This is a genomic window from Lachnospira multipara LB2003, from assembly GCF_000702205.1.
Classification (GTDB): domain Bacteria; phylum Bacillota; class Clostridia; order Lachnospirales; family Lachnospiraceae; genus Lachnospira; species Lachnospira multipara_A.
Genome location: NZ_JNKW01000012.1, coordinates 45,293 through 66,590, shown reverse-complemented (window position 1 = coordinate 66,590; position 21,298 = coordinate 45,293). Strand labels below are relative to the sequence as shown.

The 21,298-nt window shown below is 35.4% G+C and carries 15 protein-coding genes; 11 read left to right on the top strand and 4 right to left on the bottom strand.

Annotation, left to right across the window (positions count from 1 at the left end; all coding sequences use genetic code 11):
• Window positions 1-110 precede the first annotated feature (110 nt).
• The 6 genes from T537_RS0108285 (at window position 111) to T537_RS12485 (ending at window position 10,704) form a co-directional block, all read left to right on the top strand.
• Complete coding sequence (locus tag T537_RS0108285; RefSeq protein WP_031557189.1) at window positions 111-1,445, top strand: glutamine synthetase family protein; 1,335 nt, start codon at window positions 111-113, stop codon at window positions 1,443-1,445.
• 14 nt (window positions 1,446-1,459) lie between these two features.
• Window positions 1,460-2,011 carry an ANTAR domain-containing response regulator gene (locus T537_RS0108280; RefSeq protein ID WP_027438334.1) on the top strand — a complete coding sequence of 184 codons (552 nt, stop codon included), beginning with the start codon at window positions 1,460-1,462 and terminating at the stop codon, window positions 2,009-2,011.
• 89 nt (window positions 2,012-2,100) lie between these two features.
• A complete protein-coding gene (gene dapF, locus T537_RS0108275) occupies window positions 2,101-2,973 on the top strand; it encodes a diaminopimelate epimerase (RefSeq protein WP_031557187.1) in 873 nt (290 codons plus the stop codon).
• A gap of 16 nt (window positions 2,974-2,989) precedes the next feature.
• Window positions 2,990-3,622, top strand: a complete 633-nt coding sequence (locus T537_RS0108270) for a cyclodeaminase/cyclohydrolase family protein (RefSeq protein ID WP_034244517.1) — start codon at window positions 2,990-2,992, stop codon at window positions 3,620-3,622.
• An 8-nt stretch (window positions 3,623-3,630) separates the two neighbouring features.
• Window positions 3,631-4,470, top strand: coding sequence for a bifunctional 5,10-methylenetetrahydrofolate dehydrogenase/5,10-methenyltetrahydrofolate cyclohydrolase (locus T537_RS0108265; RefSeq protein WP_031557183.1), 840 nt, complete (start codon window positions 3,631-3,633; stop codon window positions 4,468-4,470).
• A gap of 306 nt (window positions 4,471-4,776) precedes the next feature.
• On the top strand, window positions 4,777-10,704 hold the full coding sequence (locus T537_RS12485) for an Ig-like domain-containing protein (RefSeq protein WP_031557181.1): 5,928 nt from the start codon (window positions 4,777-4,779) through the stop codon (window positions 10,702-10,704).
• 129 nt (window positions 10,705-10,833) lie between these two features.
• Here the strand turns inward: T537_RS12485 and glpK are convergent, their stop codons facing one another.
• Both glpK and T537_RS0108250 read right to left on the bottom strand, forming a co-directional pair.
• Window positions 10,834-12,336: a glycerol kinase GlpK gene (glpK, locus tag T537_RS0108255; RefSeq protein WP_031557179.1), complete on the bottom strand. Its 1,503-nt coding sequence runs from the start codon at window positions 12,334-12,336 to the stop codon at window positions 10,834-10,836.
• Window positions 12,337-12,375: 39 nt separating this feature from the next.
• Complete coding sequence (locus tag T537_RS0108250; protein ID WP_051554995.1) at window positions 12,376-13,266, bottom strand: YitT family protein; 891 nt, start codon at window positions 13,264-13,266, stop codon at window positions 12,376-12,378.
• A gap of 207 nt (window positions 13,267-13,473) precedes the next feature.
• Between T537_RS0108250 and trpS the strand changes: the two genes are divergently transcribed.
• On the top strand, window positions 13,474-14,478 hold the full coding sequence (gene trpS / locus T537_RS0108245) for a tryptophan--tRNA ligase (RefSeq protein ID WP_031557178.1): 1,005 nt from the start codon (window positions 13,474-13,476) through the stop codon (window positions 14,476-14,478).
• A gap of 133 nt (window positions 14,479-14,611) precedes the next feature.
• Window positions 14,612-15,046 (top strand): GatB/YqeY domain-containing protein, encoded by a 435-nt coding sequence (locus tag T537_RS0108240; protein ID WP_031557176.1) that lies wholly within the window; start codon window positions 14,612-14,614, stop codon window positions 15,044-15,046.
• A gap of 170 nt (window positions 15,047-15,216) precedes the next feature.
• Here T537_RS0108240 and T537_RS0108235 read toward each other — a convergent pair whose 3' ends face one another.
• Both T537_RS0108235 and T537_RS0108230 read right to left on the bottom strand, forming a co-directional pair.
• Entirely contained in the window at window positions 15,217-15,786 is a 570-nt protein-coding gene (locus T537_RS0108235) for a chromate transporter (RefSeq protein WP_031557174.1), read from the bottom strand.
• A complete protein-coding gene (locus T537_RS0108230) occupies window positions 15,783-16,352 on the bottom strand; it encodes a chromate transporter (RefSeq protein WP_031557173.1) in 570 nt (189 codons plus the stop codon). Before T537_RS0108230 ends, T537_RS0108235 begins: the two co-directional genes overlap by 4 nt.
• A 538-nt stretch (window positions 16,353-16,890) precedes the next feature.
• Between T537_RS0108230 and aspS the strand changes: the two genes are divergently transcribed.
• The 3 genes from aspS (at window position 16,891) to gatA (ending at window position 21,282) form a co-directional block, all read left to right on the top strand.
• Entirely contained in the window at window positions 16,891-18,636 is a 1,746-nt protein-coding gene (gene aspS, locus T537_RS0108225; protein WP_031557171.1) for an aspartate--tRNA ligase, read from the top strand.
• 528 nt (window positions 18,637-19,164) lie between these two features.
• A complete protein-coding gene (gene gatC / locus T537_RS0108220; RefSeq protein ID WP_027438349.1) occupies window positions 19,165-19,461 on the top strand; it encodes an Asp-tRNA(Asn)/Glu-tRNA(Gln) amidotransferase subunit GatC in 297 nt (98 codons plus the stop codon).
• 372 nt (window positions 19,462-19,833) lie between these two features.
• Window positions 19,834-21,282 (top strand): Asp-tRNA(Asn)/Glu-tRNA(Gln) amidotransferase subunit GatA, encoded by a 1,449-nt coding sequence (gene gatA, locus T537_RS0108215; RefSeq protein WP_031557168.1) that lies wholly within the window; start codon window positions 19,834-19,836, stop codon window positions 21,280-21,282.
• The last annotated feature ends 16 nt before the right edge of the window (window positions 21,283-21,298 follow it).

Here is a 21,298-nt window from a genome sequence, read left to right as displayed (position 1 = left end):
GGTCATATTTTTTATAAAAACTAATAAATGAAAGTTTTAACCTATATACAAAAAAATGAGTAATGATGTATATTATTAAAAGATGTGTTTTTTTAAAAGGAGGATGGCATATGAGTAAATACACAAGAGAGGACATTAAAAATCTTGTTGAGGAAGAGGGAGTTGAATTTATTAGACTTCAGTTTACAGATATTTTTGGAACATTAAAAAACGTTGCTATAACAGCTAGTCAGCTAGAAAAAGCGCTAGATAATAAGTGCATGTTTGATGGTTCAGCTGTTGAGGGATTTGTAAGAATAGAAGAGTCGGATATGTATTTATATCCTGATTATGATAGCTTTGAAATATTCCCATGGAGACCACAGCAGGGAAAGGTTGCAAGATTAATTTGTGATGTTTATATGCCTAATGGACAGCCTTTTGAAGGGGATGTTAGATATTGTCTTAAGAAGGTAATTAAGGAAGCAGATGAATTAGGTTATAGATTTGATGTAGGACCAGAATTGGAATTTTTCTTATTCCAAACTGATGAGGCTGGTAATCCTATTCCAACATCTGATGAAAAAGCAGGTTATTTTGACATTGGCCCAACAGACTTAGGGGAAAATGTAAGAAGAGATATGGTTCTTAATCTAGAAGAAATGGGCTTTGAAGTGGAGGCTTCTCATCATGAAATAGCACCGGCACAGCATGAAATCGATTTTAAATATGATGAAGCATTAAAAGCTGCAGATGCTATTGTTACATTTAAGCTAACTGTTAAATCAATAGCTAAAAGACATGGCCTTTATGCAACATTTATGCCAAAGCCAAAGCAGGGAATTAATGGTTCTGGAATGCATATAAATATGTCTCTTGCTACAAAGGATGGCAAGAATATTTTTGAGGATTTAAATGATGAGAATGGATTGTCTAAGGAAGCATATCATTTTATAGCAGGTATTTTAAAACATGCTAAGGGAATGGCAGCTATAACAAATCCATTGGTGAATTCATATAAGAGATTAATTCCTGGATTTGAAGCTCCAGTTTATATTGCTTGGTCAACTACTAATAGAAGTCCTTTAATTAGAATTCCAGCAGTTAATGGTTATGGAACAAGAGTTGAGCTTAGAAGTCCAGATCCATCTGCTAATCCATATCTTGTAATAGCATGTTTACTTGCAGCAGGACTTGATGGATTAAAGAATAAATTAGAGGTTCCAAAGGCTGTTGGAAGAAATCTTTATGAAATGACAGATGAGGAAAGAAAAAAGGAAAATATTGATAGATTACCAGTAGATTTAAATGATGCATTAAAGCATTTACAAGAGGATGAATTAATTTGTAATGTACTTGGAAAGCATATTTTAGATAAGTATGTTGAAGCTAAGAAGGCAGAATGGAAGGCATATAAAGAGCAGATTACTAAGTGGGAACTTGACGAGTATTTATATAAGTATTAATTAAAGGAGAGTATATGGCTACAATTATAGTTGCATTTCCTAAGTTGGAAGAAGCAAGGGCCATCAGAAATCTTTTAATTCGAAAGGGCTTTGATGTAGCTATGCCATTAACAAGTGGGGCACAGGTTATTAATCAGGCAGATTCTTTAGCGAGTGGAATAATAGTGTGTGGATATAAATTATCAGATAATATGCTGTATTCAGACTTATATGAATATAAACCTAAGAGTTTTGAAATTCTCCTTGTAACATCTCAGAATAGATGGGATGAATGCAGAGACAATAATATAGTCTGTCTTGGAACGCCCCTAAAGGTTAATGAATTAGTTTCTACACTAGAGATGATGATTCAGTCTCAGATAAGATTACGTAAAAAGAAAAAAGAAGCTCCAGTTAAAAGAACCTTAGAGGAACAAAAAATAATTGATGATGCTAAGCAACTTCTAATGGAAAGAAATAATATGTCTGAACCAGAAGCGTTTAGATATATTCAAAAAAGTAGTATGGATAGCGGAAATTCAATGGTTGAATCTGCGAAAATGGTAATAGGTTTGTATGAGATATAAACTTTACATTGTTAAAGTGCTAAAATACTGATACAATTTATAAAGACCAAAAATAAATGTCTGATTTTTTCAGAAAGAAAGAGGTAGTTATGAAGTTTACAAAGATGCAGGGAATAGGTAATGACTATGTCTATGTTGATTGTACAAAAGAGACATTAGCTAATGCTAGTGAAATAGCAATAAAGGTTAGTGATAGACATTTTGGAATTGGTTCAGATGGATTGATATTAATTAAGAAGTCTGATAAGGCTGATTTTTATATGGAAATGTATAATGCAGATGGATCTCAGGGAAAAATGTGTGGAAATGGTATCAGATGCGTCGGTAAATACGTTTGTGACCATAAATTAACTAATAAGGACGAATTTAGTGTAGAAACACTTTCAGGAATTAAGTCACTTAAAGTAACAAAGGATAATAATGGATTAGTAAAGCTTGTAAAGGTAGATATGGATTCTCCAATTCTTGAAGCAAGCAAAATACCAGTAGATGTTAATTATCTATCTAATTATTCTAATAGAGAAGATGAAAGAGTAATAAATGAGACAATTGAAGTGGATGGTAAGGAATATAAGGTTACATGCGTATCTATGGGCAATCCACATGCAATAGTTTATCTTGATAAGGATATAGATATTAAGGAATTTCCTATTGAACAAATTGGACCTAAATTTGAAAACCATAAGGCTTTTCCAGAGAAGGTAAATACAGAATTTATCCAAGTTGTAGATAGAGAAAATTTAAACATGCGTGTGTGGGAAAGAGGTTCAGGTGAAACTCTTGCTTGTGGTACAGGTGCATGTGCAAGCCTTGTGGCAACACATCTAAATGATTATTGTGATGCTAAGGCAACACTACATTTACTTGGTGGAGACTTAAATATTAGTTGGGATAAGGATAAGAATACAATTATTATGGAAGGTCCAGCAACTGAAGTATTTACAGGTGAGATTAATATTTAATTTTGGAGGAATATAGATGGGAATGTCTTCTAATTCAATAGATAGCTTTATAGAAGAGTTGTCTTCTAAGGCAGCAGTTCCAGGAGGCGGCGGTGCTTGTGGACTTGTGGCAGCAGTAGGTATGAGTCTTGGAAATATGGTTATGGCATTAACTAATGGTAAGAAAAAATATGCTAAGTATCAGGAAGAAGTTGAAGAGACTATAAAAAGGGCTAGTATACTTACAAAAGATTTATTAGAGTGTATGGATAAGGATGCTAAAGCTTTTGAACCACTATCAAAGGCATATGCTTTGCCTAAGGAAACAAGGGAAGAAATAGAGTATAGAGATAAGGTAATGGAAGAAGCTTTATTAGTAGCTGCAAAAGCACCTCTTGAAATGATGGAATTAATTCTTGATGCTATGAAAATGATAGATAGAATTGCACAAATTGGCTCAAGACTTGCCCTAAGCGATGCAGGCGTGGGAATTAGTATGTGTAATTCAGCTATGGAGGGTGCTTCTTTAAATGTATATATTAACACTAAATTAATGAAGAATACTAAAGAAGCAAAGGCACTAGAATTAAGAGCTGATGAACTAAGAGAGCAAGCAAGTGAAATTGCAACTAAGACATTTGACTATGTATTAAAAGAAATTAGAGGATAGGTGGCTTTATGCAAGAATTAAGAGGAATAAATGTAGCTAATGCTATAAATGAAGAAATAATAAATGAAGCAAAAAAGCTTGATTACATCCCTCACTTGGCAATTATTAGAGTAGGTGAAAGACCTGATGATATGTCATATGAAAGAGGGGCAACTAAAAAGATGGATAAGGTGGGCTTTAGATGCACATCTTTTGTTTATCCAGAAACAATTACTAACGAAGAATTCCAGAAGGAATTTGATAAGATTAATAACGATGAGGATATAGATGGAATCTTACTTTTAAGACCGCTTCCTAAGCACTTAGATGAGAAAGCTATTGAGAATAGAATAAATCAGACAAAGGATTTAGATGGAATTTCACCAGCTAATTTAGCTAAGGTTTTTGCAGGGGATGACACAGGCATGGCTCCATGTACAGCAGAGGCTGTTATTGAAATGCTAGATTATGCAGATGTTGATTTAAAGGGTAAGAGGGCAACGGTAATCGGTAGAAGCCTAGTAATAGGTAAGCCAGTGGCAATGCTTCTTATGAAGAAGAATGCCACAGTTACGATTTGCCATACTAAGACAGTTGATATGCCACAAACATGTAAGAATGCAGAAGTTTTAGTTGCGGCAGCAGGTGTGGCTAAAATGGTTGATTCAAGCTATGTCTCAGATGGAGCCATTGTAATAGATGTGGGAATTAATGTTGATACTAATGGTAATTTATGCGGAGATGTAAATTATGAAGAAGTAAGTAAGAAGGCTTCTATAATAACACCAGTACCAGGAGGAGTTGGTTCAGTTACAACATCGGTTCTTGCTAAGCATTTATTAAAGGGAGCAATGCTTAGAAGAGCATAACTACAAATTCTATAGACATTTTATTTCTTTTAGTATAAAATTAATTTAGATAATTACGTGAACAATTAAAAACGCTATAATAAGTGATTTATAAATAATATTTAGGGAGGATTAGCGAAATATAGGTAAATATAGCTAATTTTAACTAGATGAAAATTTTTTGAAAAAATTTGCCTTTTCTGCTAAAGATATTTATTTAAAACACCGATATAGTACATAGATGAATGGGGAAAGTGTATATAATCCATTTTTATATAGACTTTATAAAATGCTTATGTTTCGTATAAGCTTTGGGGGATAAATGCTATGGAAAGTAGAAGAGTGTACGCAGGGAAGAAAAAAACTAAATTAAGAGTTCGTAAAGAACGTTTATTAGCTGTAATGAGCATTATATTGGATATTGCCGTTTTGGTAAATTCAGTATGGTTTGTTGCGGCTTTTTTTAAATCTGAAAAAGCAACAGCTTATGAGGTAACACATACATATACCCTTGGCTCTGGAAGTATAGGATATAGCAATACAACGGAAAATATTGCTACAGATCCAAGTGGAACTGTGTATGTAGCATATAATAATGGAGTGTCTATTTGTATAAAAACTAGTAGAGATAGTTTTACATCGGAAACAGCCCTAGTTAGCACATCAGCAATACCAGAGATAGCCTATTACAGTAGTGGTAACTGTATGGTTATCTCTTATTTGGATGGAGGCCGTATTAATATGCTTTATGGCAATGAAAATGGATTTAGTCAAAGCATAGATAATAGTGGCCTTTCATCTAGTGGAAGCACTGTACATATGACAATTACAGGTTCTATTATTTATATGGTAGATAATACAGGTGAGAATCTATGGAAATGTACAAGTGTTAATTCAATAGGAGGATACGAAATTCAAAATGAACACACTTATGTAAATGCAGATTTGGCAGCAGCAGGTAATACAGTTACAGTTGTAGTTGAGGACAATTCATCCATAGCTATTTTTAGAAGCGAGGGTGGAGGAGAGATTTTTACTCCTATTACTACAGAGCCAGAAACAGTTAGTTTATCCGGAATAACAGTAGCTAATGTAGGTGGTACAGCTAATATTTATGGTAATTCTGGGGGCTATTCTATCTCTAGTTCAGGAACTAGTTTATCTGCAATTTCAGCAGCATCAGCTAATGCCAATACTAGATCAGCTAATGTGGTTGATGGTAATCTATTAACTACATATTCAAGTGGATCAGTTTATGTAAGTGCAGGAGGTAATACCCTTGCAGTAGGTAGTGGTTCTTATTCTAGTGCCACTCAAAGAAATGGAGTTATTTATGTAGCATATAGTTCAGGAGGAACAATTTATGTTGCAGTAGTTAAGGGATTACTTGATGGTTATCATCTTGTTTCAGAACCATCTGTTGTACAGTTTGAAGTGGGATCTAGCGGTGCCAAACCATTAATACTAACTAATACAACATCTAATTCAATTGTAATTAATGCCATAACAGCACCTGCAGGATATACACTTTCTTATGTTGAGGGAAGCCTAATGCAAAGAAGCATTGCTGCAGGAGAGGAAATGCCAATTAAGGTAGTTCCAACTGGAGTTGTAAGTTCTAATATGGTGGGTTCAATTACAGTAATGTATTCCTATGGAGGTATAAACAATACATTAGTAGTTCCTGTTAATGTGTATAATGACTATACGCCAGAAAGTAACATTGAAAGTAAATCTACAGTAGCAACAATTACATATAATGCTACAGAGAATAGAGGAACAACTACAGAAACTTCTGATATTGTAGAAATAGGTGATTATCTAGATTTAACTAATAAGACAGCAACAAGAACAGGATGTACATTTATAGGATGGAATACAGATAAGGATGCTAATTCTAAAATTACTAAGATGATAGTGGCAAGGGATACTACTCTTTATGCAATTTTTTATGTACCTGTAAGTGGACTTACATTAAGTGCTAGTACTAAGGAGATAGAAGCAGGAAGTATAGATAGCATAAGTGTAGCAAGCTTTATACCAGATGATGCAACAGATAAGAGCATAATCTGGAGCAGTAGCGATGAATCAATAGCTAAGGTAAATGAATCAGGTTTAATAACAGCAATTTATCCAGGAACAACTACAATTACAGCAACAGCTACAGGAACAGGTACTAATTCTGTAGTAAAGGCAAGTTGTTTAGTAACAGTTAAACCTCGTACATATACATTGACATATGATGCAGGAACTAATGGAGGAAGCTTAATTACAGGCGGTGAAACCACATCGGAAATTGTGGAAGAAGCCACTACAATTAATCTAAGGGGTAACATTAGAGGCGCTGATTATATTAGATCAGGAATAAATAGAATTTTTATAGGATGGAATACAGATAAAGACGCTAAGACAGGAATGGATTCTTTAGTAATTAAAGAAGATAATGCCAATGAAAGTGATACAATTGTTCTTTATGCAATTTATGAAGATATGGTTGTTTCTGTTTATGATCCTGAAGATAAAAATGTAAGTAATAGCACCATGACTGTGGCAGAAAATCAGGTAATAGATTTAACTGCATTAGTAACACCAAATCAGTATGCGCCAGAATTTAATTTATCTTGGGATTCATCAGATAGTAGTATAGCTAAGATAAATGATGGACAGTTAGTAATGCAGACAGGTTCAAGTGGTACATCAGGAATCTATATTACAGCAACAGCAACACCAACAGATCCAAGATATGCACAGGCAAGTACAAGGGTTTATTTAAAAATTACAGGAGCACAGTGCATAATTACATATGATGCCAAGACAACAGGAGGAAATGAGGAAACTAAGAGCGAAAGTCTTATATATGGCGATGAAGTAGAAGTAATAACAACAGGAGAATATAAGGCAACAAAAACAGGTTATACTCATATAGGTTGGGCAGTATCTACAACAGCAACAACAGGTATAACACCTCCATATTATGCAACAGGTAATGCAACACTCTATGCCGTTTTTGAAAAAGTTAAAGCTAATCTAGATATTACAGCATTAACCCTTGTGGAAGGAGATACACAAAAATTAACAGCAACTGTAACACCAGCACAGACACTAGATAAGTCAGTAACATGGGTAAGTAGCGATGAATCTATAGCAACAGTAGATCAAAATGGTAATGTGCAGGCTATAAAACCAGGACAGGTATCTATTACAGCAACACCAATATCAGGAACAGATGAAACTAGTGTATGTACAGTTGTAGTTGAGCCAAGAGGATACGGAGTTATCTATGATGGAAATGGAGGAGAAAGTGAACTAGAGTCAGATATATATCCTGCAGGTGAAGCAGTGGATTTAAATATACAGGCAAGTAAAACTGGTGAAAAATTCAGAGGTTGGGCAACTAATCCTACAGCAACAACACCACTTACAGAATATATTATGCCTAATCAGCAGGTTACTTTATATGCAGTTTATGAAAAATATGACGTAATTCTAGATCAGGAAAGCATTAATTTTATGGAGGGTCAAACTAGTATATTAAATGCTACAGTAACTCCAAGCGATGCTAACCCATCAACAGTTCACTGGGAAGTTGAGGATGAGACTATAGCAACAGTGGATCAAAATGGTAAAGTAACAGCCATTCATAGAGGTGAAACTGTAGTTAATGCCATAGCAGATGTTGACGGTACGGTTTTTGCATCATGCGCAATTATTGTAGATCCTTTGGCATATTTAGTTAGTTATAACCCTGGACTTGGACAAAGTGATGCTACAGAGGAATATGTGGAATATGAAACAGAAGCTAATTTAGACTTTGTAGCCACAAGACAAAATTATAGATTTAAGGGCTGGAACACTGATCCTTTTGCAACGGAAGGATTAACAAGTTTAAAAGTTATTAAGGCAGAAACACTTTATGCTATTTATGAAGAAATTTTACCGGAAACAATAACCTTAGATAAGGAAGAATTAACTATAACAGTTAGAGAAACTGCGAAAGTTAATGCAGTGGTTACACCAGAGGATGCACTAGATAAGGGAATTAGATGGTATTCAAGTAATGAAGAACGTGCAACAGTTGATAGCGAAGGTAATATAACAGCTATTAGTAAGGGTGAGGTAACTATAACTGCTGAATCTAATAGGGTAGAAGGATTAAAGGCAGAGTGTAGGGTTACGGTAGAACCGGTTTATTATGAAATAAGCTATGATGTTAAGACTAATGGAGGAAATGGCGAAGTAAGTTCTCTTAAGGTAGAAGAGGGAACTAATGCTAATTTGGATGTCAAAGCCACAAAGGATGATTATGTATTTGCAGGCTGGTCACTATCATCAACTGCCACAACAAAGGAGGAATGCTTAACTGAGTTTACTCCTGATAAAGATACAATTCTTTATGCAATTTTTGTACCATTAACAGTTAGTCTTGATAAGACTCATGAAATTATAATGGAGAGACAGACTTTTGTCATAACAGCAACTATTTCACCAGATTTTGTAGCAGATAAAAGTGTGACTTATGAATCTTCTGATGAGAATGTGGCAACAGTTGATAGTAATGGACAGGTTATAGGTATAAGTCCAGGTGTGGCAATAATTAAGGTTAAGCCAGTTGCAGGAAAGAATGTAGAGGAAATTTGTATAGTTGAGGTTGAGGATGAAATATATACAGTAAAATATGATGCCAAAACCAATGGTGGCGAGTCTTATATTACAAGTGAAGACATCTCTTATGGAGATGAGGCAGATTTAAATGTGCCGGCAACTAAGAAACATTACTATCACCTAGGTTGGAATACTAATCCTAAGGCTACTACAGGCCTAGATAGATTAGTGGTTTCAGGACCTGTAACACTTTATGCAATTTATAAGGTTAAGGTTCCAGAAAAAATCGACCTTGGTGAAGATAGACAGATACAAATTGAAAGCCATGAATATATTGATGCAGTAATTACACCAGAGGATGCTCTAGATACTAGCTTAACATGGAGCAGTACCAATGAATCTGTGGCAACGGTAGATGATCACGGAAGAGTTGACGCCCTAGCCCTTGGTACAACAATTATTACAGCCACATCTAATGCAGATAACACAGTAAAGAAGACAATTAAGGTTACAGTTATAAAAAAGCGATTTAACGTAATTTATAATGCTGAATATAATGGTGGTACATCAGATGTAAGCTCACTTATAGCTGTTGATGGAGATAAGGCAAACTTAAAGGTAAAGGCATCTAAATATGGAAGTATCTTCCTTGGCTGGAATACAGATCCTAATGCAAGTGAGGGACTAAAGGAATATACAGTAAAATCAAATATAACCTTATATGCAATTTATAAAAAAATACAGGGAGACAATAAGGCAGAGGCAGTAATTGAATCAGTAACTAATGGAGACTCTAATGTATATGTTAATTCTACATCGGATATGACAGTTAAGAGTATGACAAGTGCAGAAAAAGCCAATGTTATTGCAGGTGCTTTATCAGTTAAGGAAGTATCTGATATGTATGCCGGAAAACTATCAACAGATATTACAATAGAGATTACACCTAATAGAGAAAGCATATCAAGTCCTGACAGTATATTGCTTCTTAATATGAGAGATCCAAATTATGTAGAGAATATACACTTCTTTAATACAGATGTGTATAGAACTATTAAATATACAGCAGGAGGACAAACAAAGGAAGAATTAACTACACTTGATACACCAATAGACCTTACATACATAATTCCATCAGAAATAGTAGTAAGGGAAGGTAGAGGCTTTAGAATGGTAGCTGCACATAAGGATGCTAATAAGGTGCGCTTTGCAACAAATTATGATGATAAAGATAATGTATATCAGACAATTACAATTAATATAGATAAGTTCTGTTTAATGGGACTAATTTATAGAGATACACCTTATGATAATAACGATTCTAATGCGCCAGAAAATCCTGAAAATCCTGATAATCCAGGAGAGCCAATACCATCAGATAATAATGGAATAATTGATGGAGGCGGTGGATATTCAGATAATGGTGGTGTTAATGCAGGCTATACATCTACAGGAGGCACCGCAAGAAGTTCTGGAATGCCATATGATGGAAATTCGAAGAATGCAAGTTATGTAGTTGTGGGACTATCAACTGCCACAGGGGATAAGCCAAATATTATATGGTATATAGCACTTTGCATATCAGCCCTAGTTTGTAATCTGGCACTAAAAATAGAGTTGGATAAACATAAAGAAGATAAGAAAAAAACATAAATGTAGGATCATTATAAAAAGGACTATCTAGAAAGTAATTAATAATAATTACTTTTTAGAAGTCCTTTTTAATTTAAGATTATAATTTTCAATATGACTTTTTTATTATATAAATGATTTTAGAAAAAATTATTCGTCATCTTCTCCCCAAGCTCTAGCACATTTAACAGCACGTTTCCAACCCTTGAGAAGTTTTTCTCTTTCTTTAGTTGTCATGTTAGGAATGAAATTTTTGGATAATTCCCAATTATTCTTGATATCTTCTTTGTTTTTCCAGTATTTTGTGCATAAACCAGCAAGATAGGCAGCACCAAGAGCAGTAGTTTCAATACAGCTAGGTCTATGAACCTCTACATTTAATATGTCAGCCTCAAACTGCATAAGGAAGTTATTAGCACAAGCACCGCCATCAACCTTTAAAGATACTAGGTCACAGCAAGCGTCTTCCTTCATAGCGGCAAGTACGTCATAAACCTGATAATCAATGGCTTCAAGGGTAGCCCTTATAAAATGCTCTTTTTTACAGCCCCTAGTTAAACCTACAATAGTACCACGGGCATAGGGATCCCAATAAGGAGCACCAAGGCCTGTAAAGGCAGGAACAAAATAAACTCCTTCTGTATCGGAGATACTTTTTGTGTAGTCTTCTGATTGACTGGCGTTTTTTAACATTCTAAGGCCATCTCTTAACCACTGAATAGAAGCACCAGCAATAAATACAGAACCCTCTAGGGCATAGTTAATATCATTTTTATCAAGACTTGCTGCAATGGTTGTTACAAGACCATGCTTTGATTCAATGGCTTTATTTCCTGTGTTAAGCAGAAGGAAACAACCGGTACCGTAAGTGTTTTTGGCTTCCCCAGCTTCAAAGCAACACTGACCAAAAAGGGCAGCCTGCTGATCACCAGCAATACCACATATAGGGACTTCCCCACCAAGTACAGTTGTATCTGAGTAGCCAAAAAGGCAACTGCTTGGCTTAACTTCAGGGAGCATAGATCTAGGAATATTAAAGTATTCCAAAAGTTTGTCGTCCCAGTCAAGCTTATGAATATCATAAAGCATGGTTCTACTTGCGTTAGTATAATCAGTTACATGAACTCTGCCCTTTGTTAGATTCCACACAAGCCAGCTATCAACTGTACCAAATATAAGCTTTCCTTCATTGGCAAGTTCTCTAGCATTAGCTACATTATCAAGAATCCAAGCGATTTTAGATGCACTAAAGTAAGCATCTGGAATAAGGCCTGTGGTTTTAATAACATAGTCTTTATATCCATCCTTAATTAATTTTTCAATAATAGGAGCAGTTCTTCTACATTGCCATACAATGGCGTTGTATATAGGAAGACCAGTCTCTTTATTCCAGATAATAGTTGTTTCTCTTTGATTAGTAATTCCTATTGAATCAATGTCTCTATAGGAAAGGCCGGCTTTTAATAGAGCCTCCATAGCCACACCAAGTTGTGATGACCAAATCTCCATTGGATTATGTTCAATCCATCCTGGACTTGGATAAATTTGTTCAAATTCTTTTTGCTCTTTTGAGATGATTTTACCTTTTTTATCAAAGATAATGCATCGTGAACTTGTTGTTCCCTGATCAAGAGCCATAACATACTCTCTCATAAAGTATCCCCCTTTTTAGTCTTCTTTTTAGTCTTCTTTTTAGTCCTCTTTTTTTCTGTAAAAACGACCTTGAACATGTTCTGTTCTCATAACATTAACGAAAGCGTTAGGATCTGTATTTTTAATAACCTTAGTTACATAGCCGGCTTCTTGGGAAGAAATAACAGAGTAGACAACGTTTCTTTCACAATGTTCAAATGATCCTTCACCTTCAAGAATAGTGGAGCTATGACCACTGGTTTTGGCAATACAATCAACCACTTCCTTTGGCTTATTAGTAACTATAAAAAGTGTGGATTCCTGGTATTTTCTGTAAAGCGTGTGAAGAACTTGTGTTGAAACATACTGGAAAATAATTGAATACATTGCCTTGTCCCAACCAAATAAAAATCCTGCAATTATAAGAATAACAGTATTAAATCCAAGGATTATATTAAAGGAATCTATTCCTTTTTTATCTGAAATAAAAATACTGATAAAGTCTGTTCCGCCGCTAGTACCGCCATTAAGAAGGCAAATACTAATAGCAACTCCATTTATAATTCCACCAAAAATAACTAATAGTAATACATCATTAGTGATTTTAATAGATGGCATAATATCTGTAAGCACACTTGTTAGTATAATCATATAAACAGATAGAAGTGTGAAATGCTTTCCGATATATTTAAATCCAATATAGATAGGAATAGCGTTAATGATTACATTTATAATGGTGTAGCTTACATGGATTTTTAAAAATTGTGAAAATGATCGCTGTATAAGCAGGGTTAATCCTGTAGCGCCACCAGGGAAGGTGTTTGCATTTCTTACAAATATAGTAATGTTTAGTGCCATAATAACGGCGGCAATTGTGATAAATACAATATTCCTAATACGTATTCCTATAGTTTTAGGGGTATTAGTTATTGTTTCATTAATTTCGTTCATTGTAGCCTCCAATAATTTGTTATAAAGACATATAATCTTTTGTATTAAATCTCGTAATTATTATATCAAAATATAGGCCTAAATTCAGCTTTTTTGCTATTTGTAAAAGTAAATATAAAAATACTTTAATCTGATAAAGAATTATGGTAGAATTTAACTTGGTTGTCTTAAATAAGTAAGACATATAATTTTATTAGGAGGAAAGTTATGGAAGAGAAGAAAAGAATGCTATCAGGCATCCAGCCAAGCGGCGACTTACATTTAGGTAATTATTTAGGAGCCATTAAGAATTGGTCAGACAGAGTTAACGACTATGACTGCTTCTATTTCATGGCTGATTTACATACAATTACAGTTCGTCAGAACCCAGCTGATTTAAGAAAAAGATCAATTAATCAGTTAGCACAGTATATTGCTTGTGGTTTGGATCCTGAAAAGAATACATTGTTTTTACAATCTCACGTTCCAGAACATGCGCAGCTTGCCTGGGTACTTAATTGTTATACAATGTTTGGCGAATTATCAAGAATGACACAGTTTAAGGATAAGTCTAATAAGCACAAGGACAATATTAATGCAGGTTTATTCACATACCCTGTACTTATGGCAGCAGATATCTTACTTTACCAGCCAGATTTCGTACCAGTTGGTGAAGATCAAAAGCAGCATGTAGAGATTTGTAGAGATATTGCCCAGAGATTTAATGGTATTTATGGTGATGTATTTAAGATACCAGAACCACTTATTGCTAAGACTGGTGCTAGAATCTATGGTCTTAATACACCAGGAGATAAGATGAGCAAGTCTAATCCAGATGGTTGTGTATTTATCATGGATGATCCTGATACAATTGCTCGTAAGTTTAAGAAGGCAATTACAGATTCAGATACTGAAAATTGTGTAAGATATGATAAGGTTAATAAGCCTGGTGTGGCTAACTTAATGAATATCTATTCAACAGTAACAGGTAAGACTTTTGAAGAAATCGAAAGAGAATTTGATGGTCTTGGTTACGGTAAGTTTAAGCCAGCTGTTGGTGAAGCTGTTATTGAACATCTCCGTCCAATTAGAGAAGAGTCAGAAAGACTTATTAAAGATAAGGCCTACCTTAATGATGTATATAAGGAAGGCGCAGAAAAAGCTGGCTATATTGCTATGAAGACTCTTCGTAAAGTTTATAAAAAGGTTGGTTTTTACCAGCTTACAAAGTAATAGAGTTTCTTTAGGGCTTTATTAATTTTATAATGATAGAAATTACAGGTTAGCTATTCAGATAATGAATAGCTAATTTTGTAACTCCTATAGATAAATAGAAATGAATTCTATATAGAATAAGGAGGATTTTATGACATTAGAAAAATTACAAAAAGATATGATCGCAGCTATGAAGGCTCATGAAAAGGATAGAAAGGAAGCAATCTCATCATTAATCGGTGCTGTTAAGAAGTTTGCTATTGATAATGGCAGCAGAGACAACATTACAGAAGATATTGTTGATCAGGTTGTTTTAAAGGAATTAAAGACTGCTAAGGAACAGGTTGATTCTTGTCCAGCAGATAGAACAGATCTTTTAGAGGAATATAAGTTAAGATATGATATTATCGCTGAGTATGCCCCTAAGATGATGTCTGAAGAAGAAATCGTTGCTTTTCTTGAGAAGGATTTTGCAGAAGTACTTGCAACTAAGAACAAGGGTCAGATTATGAAGTCAGTAATGCCAGCACTTAAGGGTAAGGCTGATGGAAAACTTATCAACCAGATTGTGGCAAGATATTGCTAATTAATATAATATTCTAGTAAAGTAAAGAGCTATTTCCTAATTGAATTGGAGATAGCTCTTTTTATCTATACATAACATAATTTGTTAATGTTATGGAATTGGTCTATACACTAATCTAACTAGCTAATGGGAAACTAATGGGAAAGTGCTAGAGTTAAGTAAAATTATAATTACAGACTAGAAGTTGCAAACTGTACTATAAGTTCTGCTACGCCACAGCCCACCATTACAAGAATAGGATCAGTTTTATATTTTTGTAGTAGGAAGAAGGCAACTAAAAACAACACAAAGGCTCTAATATTTACATCTGTTGCTATATTTGCAAAGCCACTTGGAATTACTGTTGGAACTAAGATAGTTAAACCTGCGGTAAAAATCATAGCAATTACTGCTGGAGCTAGCGCAGATAAAACTTCTTGAAGAGGCTTTAGGTTCTTGTATTTAACATATAACCAAGCAAGTAAAGTAACAAAAATACAAGAAGGAAGTATTACTCCAAGGGTTGAAACAATTGCTCCAGGAATACCTGCCACCTGATTACCTACAAAGGTCGCTGAATTTACAGCAATAGGGCCTGGCGTCATTTGAGAAATGGTAACTAAATCAGAGAAATCACTAGTGCTTAGCCAACCGTATTTATCAATAACCTGATTTTGAATTAGAGGCATAGCAGCGTAACCACCACCAAAACTAAAGGCTCCAATTTGTAAAAATGCTAAAAATAACTGAAGGTAAATCATTTTAAGACCTCCTTTTCTTTTTTGCCTTTAATAAAGGCTTTAATAAGTCCGTAGGCAATTACAATAAGAATAATAAGCACTACATTTACATTAAAATAATAATTAGCTATAAAGCTTGCAATAAGGATTATTATTTTACTAATGTCCTTTTCTTTCATAACATTTTTGGTCATATCATATACCACTGAAATAATAACCGCACTAACACCGGAGCGCATGCCATAAAGCAGGGCTTTAATTACAGTGTTATTTTTAAAAAGAGTATAAAAAGAAGAAATCACACTTATAATTACAAATGGTGGAATAATAGCTCCAAAAACAGCGCAGATAATTCCTGGAATACCGCAGATTTTGTAGCCTACAACAATAGAGCCATTTACTGCGATTGCGCCTGGTGATGACTGTGCAATTGCCACTAGATCTAACATTTCTTTTTCATCTATCCAATGTAATTCATCAACAAATTTTTTCTTAAGCAATGTAACAATTACATATCCTCCACCAAAGGTAAAGCTGCTAAGATAAAGAGTTGAAAAAAAGATTTTTCTTAGTTTTTTTATGTCCATAATAGCCTCCTAAATTTATGCTAATATTGTATACCTTGTGGGAAAATTGGTAAAATACTAATTAGAAAAGGCTTTATTTGCTGGGGAAGGATTTCTTAATTAAAACTTGAATTCTACAGTTAATTATGTTACACTTTGAAAGTTAATAACTGTTAGTTTTAATAGTTATTGATTTAATTTAATAGATGCGAAAGCATCAACTAAAGACTATGAAGGAGACTTCTTTTCATGGAAGCTGACAGGAAAGTGGCGTCATCGACTGAAAGCGCACGCAGTGAATTGCTAAGAGGAACACTCTGGAGTTGAATATCTGAAAGTTAAGAGTATTTAGAATATTAATTCTAGATTAGTTTAATCGTAGGTTATTACGTTGCACGCGTTAAGTGTTAATGAGGAGTAAAGGCTATGTCGCTTTTATTCAAATGCGGGTGGTACCGCGGATTAATTAGTTAATTCGCCCCGGAAGTTTAAGACTTCCGGGGTTTTTTATTTATCCGGAAGATTATAATTACTATTTGTTTTTATGAAAGGAGTACTTATGAGTAACATTTACAGAGACGTTAACCTCTCACAGGTTAGTGAATCAGACATTGGCAAAGAATTAAAGGTTTCAGGATGGGTTGAGAACATCCGTGACCACGGTGGAGTTTCGTTCATCGATTTAAGAGATATGTATGGTGTACTTCAGGTTGTACTTAGAGATACAACTCTTTTAGAGGGAATCCATAAGGAAGAATGTATCTCTATTGAAGGTATTATGGAGAAGAGAGATGAGGAAACATACAATCCAAAGCTCCCTACAGGTACAATCGAACTTGAAGCTAAGAAGATTACACTTTTAGGTAAGGTATATCAGCAGCTTCCATTTGAAGTTATGACTTCAAAAGAAGTTAGAGAAGATGTAAGACTTAAGTATAGATATTTAGATCTTCGTAATGAGAAGGTTAAGGACAATATTTTATTTAGATCAAAGGTTATTTCATTCCTTCGTTCTAAGATGACAGAGATGGGCTTTGTTGAAATTCAGACACCTATCCTTTGTGCTTCATCACCAGAAGGTGCTAGAGATTATATTGTTCCTTCAAGAAAATATAAGGGTAAGTTCTATGCATTACCACAGGCTCCACAGCAGTATAAGCAGTTACTTATGGTATCTGGTATTGATAAGTATTTCCAGATTGCTCCATGTTTCCGTGATGAAGATGCAAGAGCTGACCGTTCACCAGGAGAATTCTATCAGTTAGACTTCGAAATGAGTTTTGCTACTCAGGAAGATGTATTTAGAGTTGGTGAAGAAGTATTATCAGCAACATTTGAAAAATTTGCTCCAGAAGGATATACAGTAACACAGGCTCCATATCCTGTAATTAGCTATAAGCAGGCTATGCTTGAATTTGGTTCAGATAAGCCAGATTTAAGAAACCCTCTTAGAATTATTGATGTAACAGACTTCTTCCAGAAGTGTACATTTAAGCCATTTATTGGTAAGACTGTAAGAGCTATTAAGGTTCATGCAGATATGTCTAAGGGCTTCCATGAAAAGTTACTTAAGTTCGCTACAAGCATTGGTATGGGCGGTCTTGGTTACTTAGAAGTTAAGGAAGATTTATCATACAAGGGACCTATCGATAAGTTCATCCCAGATGAATTAAAGAAGGAATTCCTTACACTTGCTGGTCTTGAAGCTGGCGATACAATCTTCTTTATGGCTGATAAGGAAGAAAAGGCTGCATTCTTTGCAGGTCAGATTAGAAATGAATTAGGTGAGAAGTTAGACTTAATCGAGAAAAACGCTTATAGATTCTGCTACGTTAACGACTTCCCTATGTTTGAAAGAGATCCAGAGACTAAGAAGATTGGATTTACACATAACCCATTCTCTATGCCACAGGGCGGCTTAGAAGCTCTTAAGACTATGGATCCACTTGATATCTTAGCTTACCAGTACGATATCGTTTGTAACGGTATTGAATTATCTTCAGGTGCTGTACGTAACCACGATATGGAAATTATGGTTAAGGCATTTGAAATTGCTGGCTATGATGAAGAAGTATTAAAGGCTAAGTTTGGTGCTCTTTATAATGCATTCCAGTTTGGTGCACCTCCACACGCTGGTATGGCACCTGGTGTTGATAGAATGCTTATGTTACTTCGTAATGAAGAAAATATCCGTGAAGTTATTGCATTCCCAATGAGTGGTACAGCTCAGGATCTAATGTGCGGTGCTCCTAATGAAGTAACAGAGCAGCAGTTACGTGAGGTACATATTAAGGTTAGAGATTAAAAGAGGCAAACGGGAGGGGAGCAAATGAAGTCAGTCTTTTAAAAGACACGCTCACGCTAAGCTAACCACGTAGCGCTAGATAAGATTTTTCTTCGCTTTTCAGGCTTGAAAATTCTAACTAGCGACGCGGTTAGAATTGTCTTTTAGAAAGACTACTTCATTTGCTCAAAACCCCGCCACTCCGCTAATCCCCAGCTGCGTGAGGGTGCTAGTGTGACGGCAAAAGCGCTTCGCTGTTTGCCTGTGTGGTGAAAGAAGTGAAGGTGTGAGTATGACGGCAACTGGCTTCGCGGTTGCCTACGTGAGTTTGGATGACGCCAAAAGCGCTTCGCTGTTTGCCTGTATGGTGAAGAAGTGAAGGCGCGAGTATGACGGCAACTGGCTTCGCGGTTGCCTGCGTGAGTTTGGATGATGGCAAAAACGCTTCGCTGTTTGCCTGTATGGTGAAGAAGTGAAGGTGTGAATATGACGGCAACTGGCTTCGCGGTTGCCTGTGTGAGTTTAGATTTTGAAAGGAGGAACTTTTTTATGGCTAATGTTATTAGTGATGAGACTATTGATTACGTTGGTATCTTAGCTAAGCTTGAGCTTTCTGATGAAGAGAAGGAAGCTGCTAAGAAGGATATGGCAGATATGCTTGATTACATTGATAAGCTTGGTGAACTTGATACTACTGGTATTGAGCCTATGTCGCATGTATTCCCAGTTAACAATGTAATGAGAGAAGATGTTGTAACTAATGGTGATGGTAGCGAGGCAACTCTAAAGAACGCTCCAGAACATAATGAGTCAGGATTTATAGTTCCTAAGACTGTTGAATCATAAAATATAAAGTGAAACGAGAAGTTTGAAAGCAAGATAAAAACTAGGGTTGAAGAAACTCTAATTTAAATGGTAAAAACATCACATCATGGTTTTGTTTCCCAATCTACCTATAGTTTTTACTTGTTTGAAAGTTTTTTGTTAAGGGATGCGTGAAGTCTCGGGGATGTGGCCTGTAGAGGTCTCTATCCTTTGTAAAAACTGTCCTGTAGCCGTCGCTAGTTATTTTCTTAGAGCGTAAGCGATAAAGAAAATTTACTAGCGCTACGAGCTACAGCAAGCGAAAGCGTGTTTTTTAAGAAGGAATAGAGACGACGCAGGCGCCCACCGTTTCGCACGCAAGCATAACAAACATTGTTTCAAGAAAGGAAGATTATGGATTTACTTAATTTAACAGCGCATGAACTCTCAGCTGCTATTAAGTCTGGTGAAACTACAGCTGTTGAAGCTATGGAAGCTGTTCTTAAGCAGATTGAAAGTTCTGAATCTGAGATTAATGCGTATGTTACAGTAGATAAAGAAGCTGCCCTAGCTAAGGCTAAAAAGGCAGATGAAGACATTAAGTCTGGTAAGCTTACAGGTCCTTTAGCTGGTGTTCCTGTTGCTATTAAGGATAACATGTGTACTAAGGATATGCTTACAACATGTTCATCTAAGATTTTATCAAATTTTGTTCCTACTTTTTCTTCTGAAGCTGTAATTAAGCTTGAAGAAGCTGGAGCTGTAGTTATTGGTAAGACTAACATGGATGAGTTTGCTATGGGTTCTACAACAGAAACTTCATTCTATGGTGCTACTAAGAATCCTAGAAATACAGAACATGTACCTGGTGGTTCATCAGGTGGTTCTGCTGCTGCTGTAGCTGCTAATGAGGCTTTTGCAGCTCTTGGTTCAGATACAGGTGGATCAATTAGACAGCCAGCTGGTTACTGTGGTGTAGTTGGTTTAAAGCCAACATACGGAACAGTATCTAGATATGGTCTTATTGCTTACGGTTCATCTCTTGATCAGATTGGCCCTTTAACTAAGGATGTTACAGACTGTGCCTTAATTCTTGATGCTATTGCAGGCAAGGATGATAAGGACTCAACATCTATTGGTCGTGAAAAATACAACTTTGCAGACAGCTTAGTTGATGATGTTAAGGGTATGAAGATTGGTATTCCAAGAGATTATTTTGGAGAAGGTCTTGATCCAGAGGTTAAAGAAGCAGTTCTTAAGGCAGCTAAGGTATTAGAAGAAAAGGGTGCTATTGTTGAAGAGTTTGATTTAAGCCTTGTAGACTACGCAATTCCTACTTACTATACAATTGCTGCTGCAGAAGCATCATCTAACTTAGAGAGATTCGATGGTGTTAAGTATGGTCATAGAGCAGCAGAATACGATGGACTTCATAACATGTATAAAAAGACTCGTTCTGAAGGTTTTGGACCAGAAGTTAAGAGAAGAATCATGCTTGGTTCTTTCGTACTTAGCTCAGGTTACTATGACGCTTACTACTTAAAGGCTTTAAGAGTTAAGGCTCTTATTAAGAAGGCTTTTGATGAAGCATTTGCAAAATACGATGTAATCCTTGGACCTGTTGCTCCAACAACAGCACCAAAGCTTGGTTCATCTCTTGCAGATCCTATTAAAATGTATTTATCTGATATTTATACAATTTCAGTAAACTTAGCTTCTCTTCCTGGTATTTCACTTCCATGTGGTAAGGCAAGCAACGGTCTTCCAATTGGTTTACAGTTAATTGGTGATTGCTACAGAGAAGACAATATTATTCGTGCTGCTTACGCTTATGAATGCGCAAGAGGCGAAATAAAATTTTAGAAAGGAAGGGTGTATA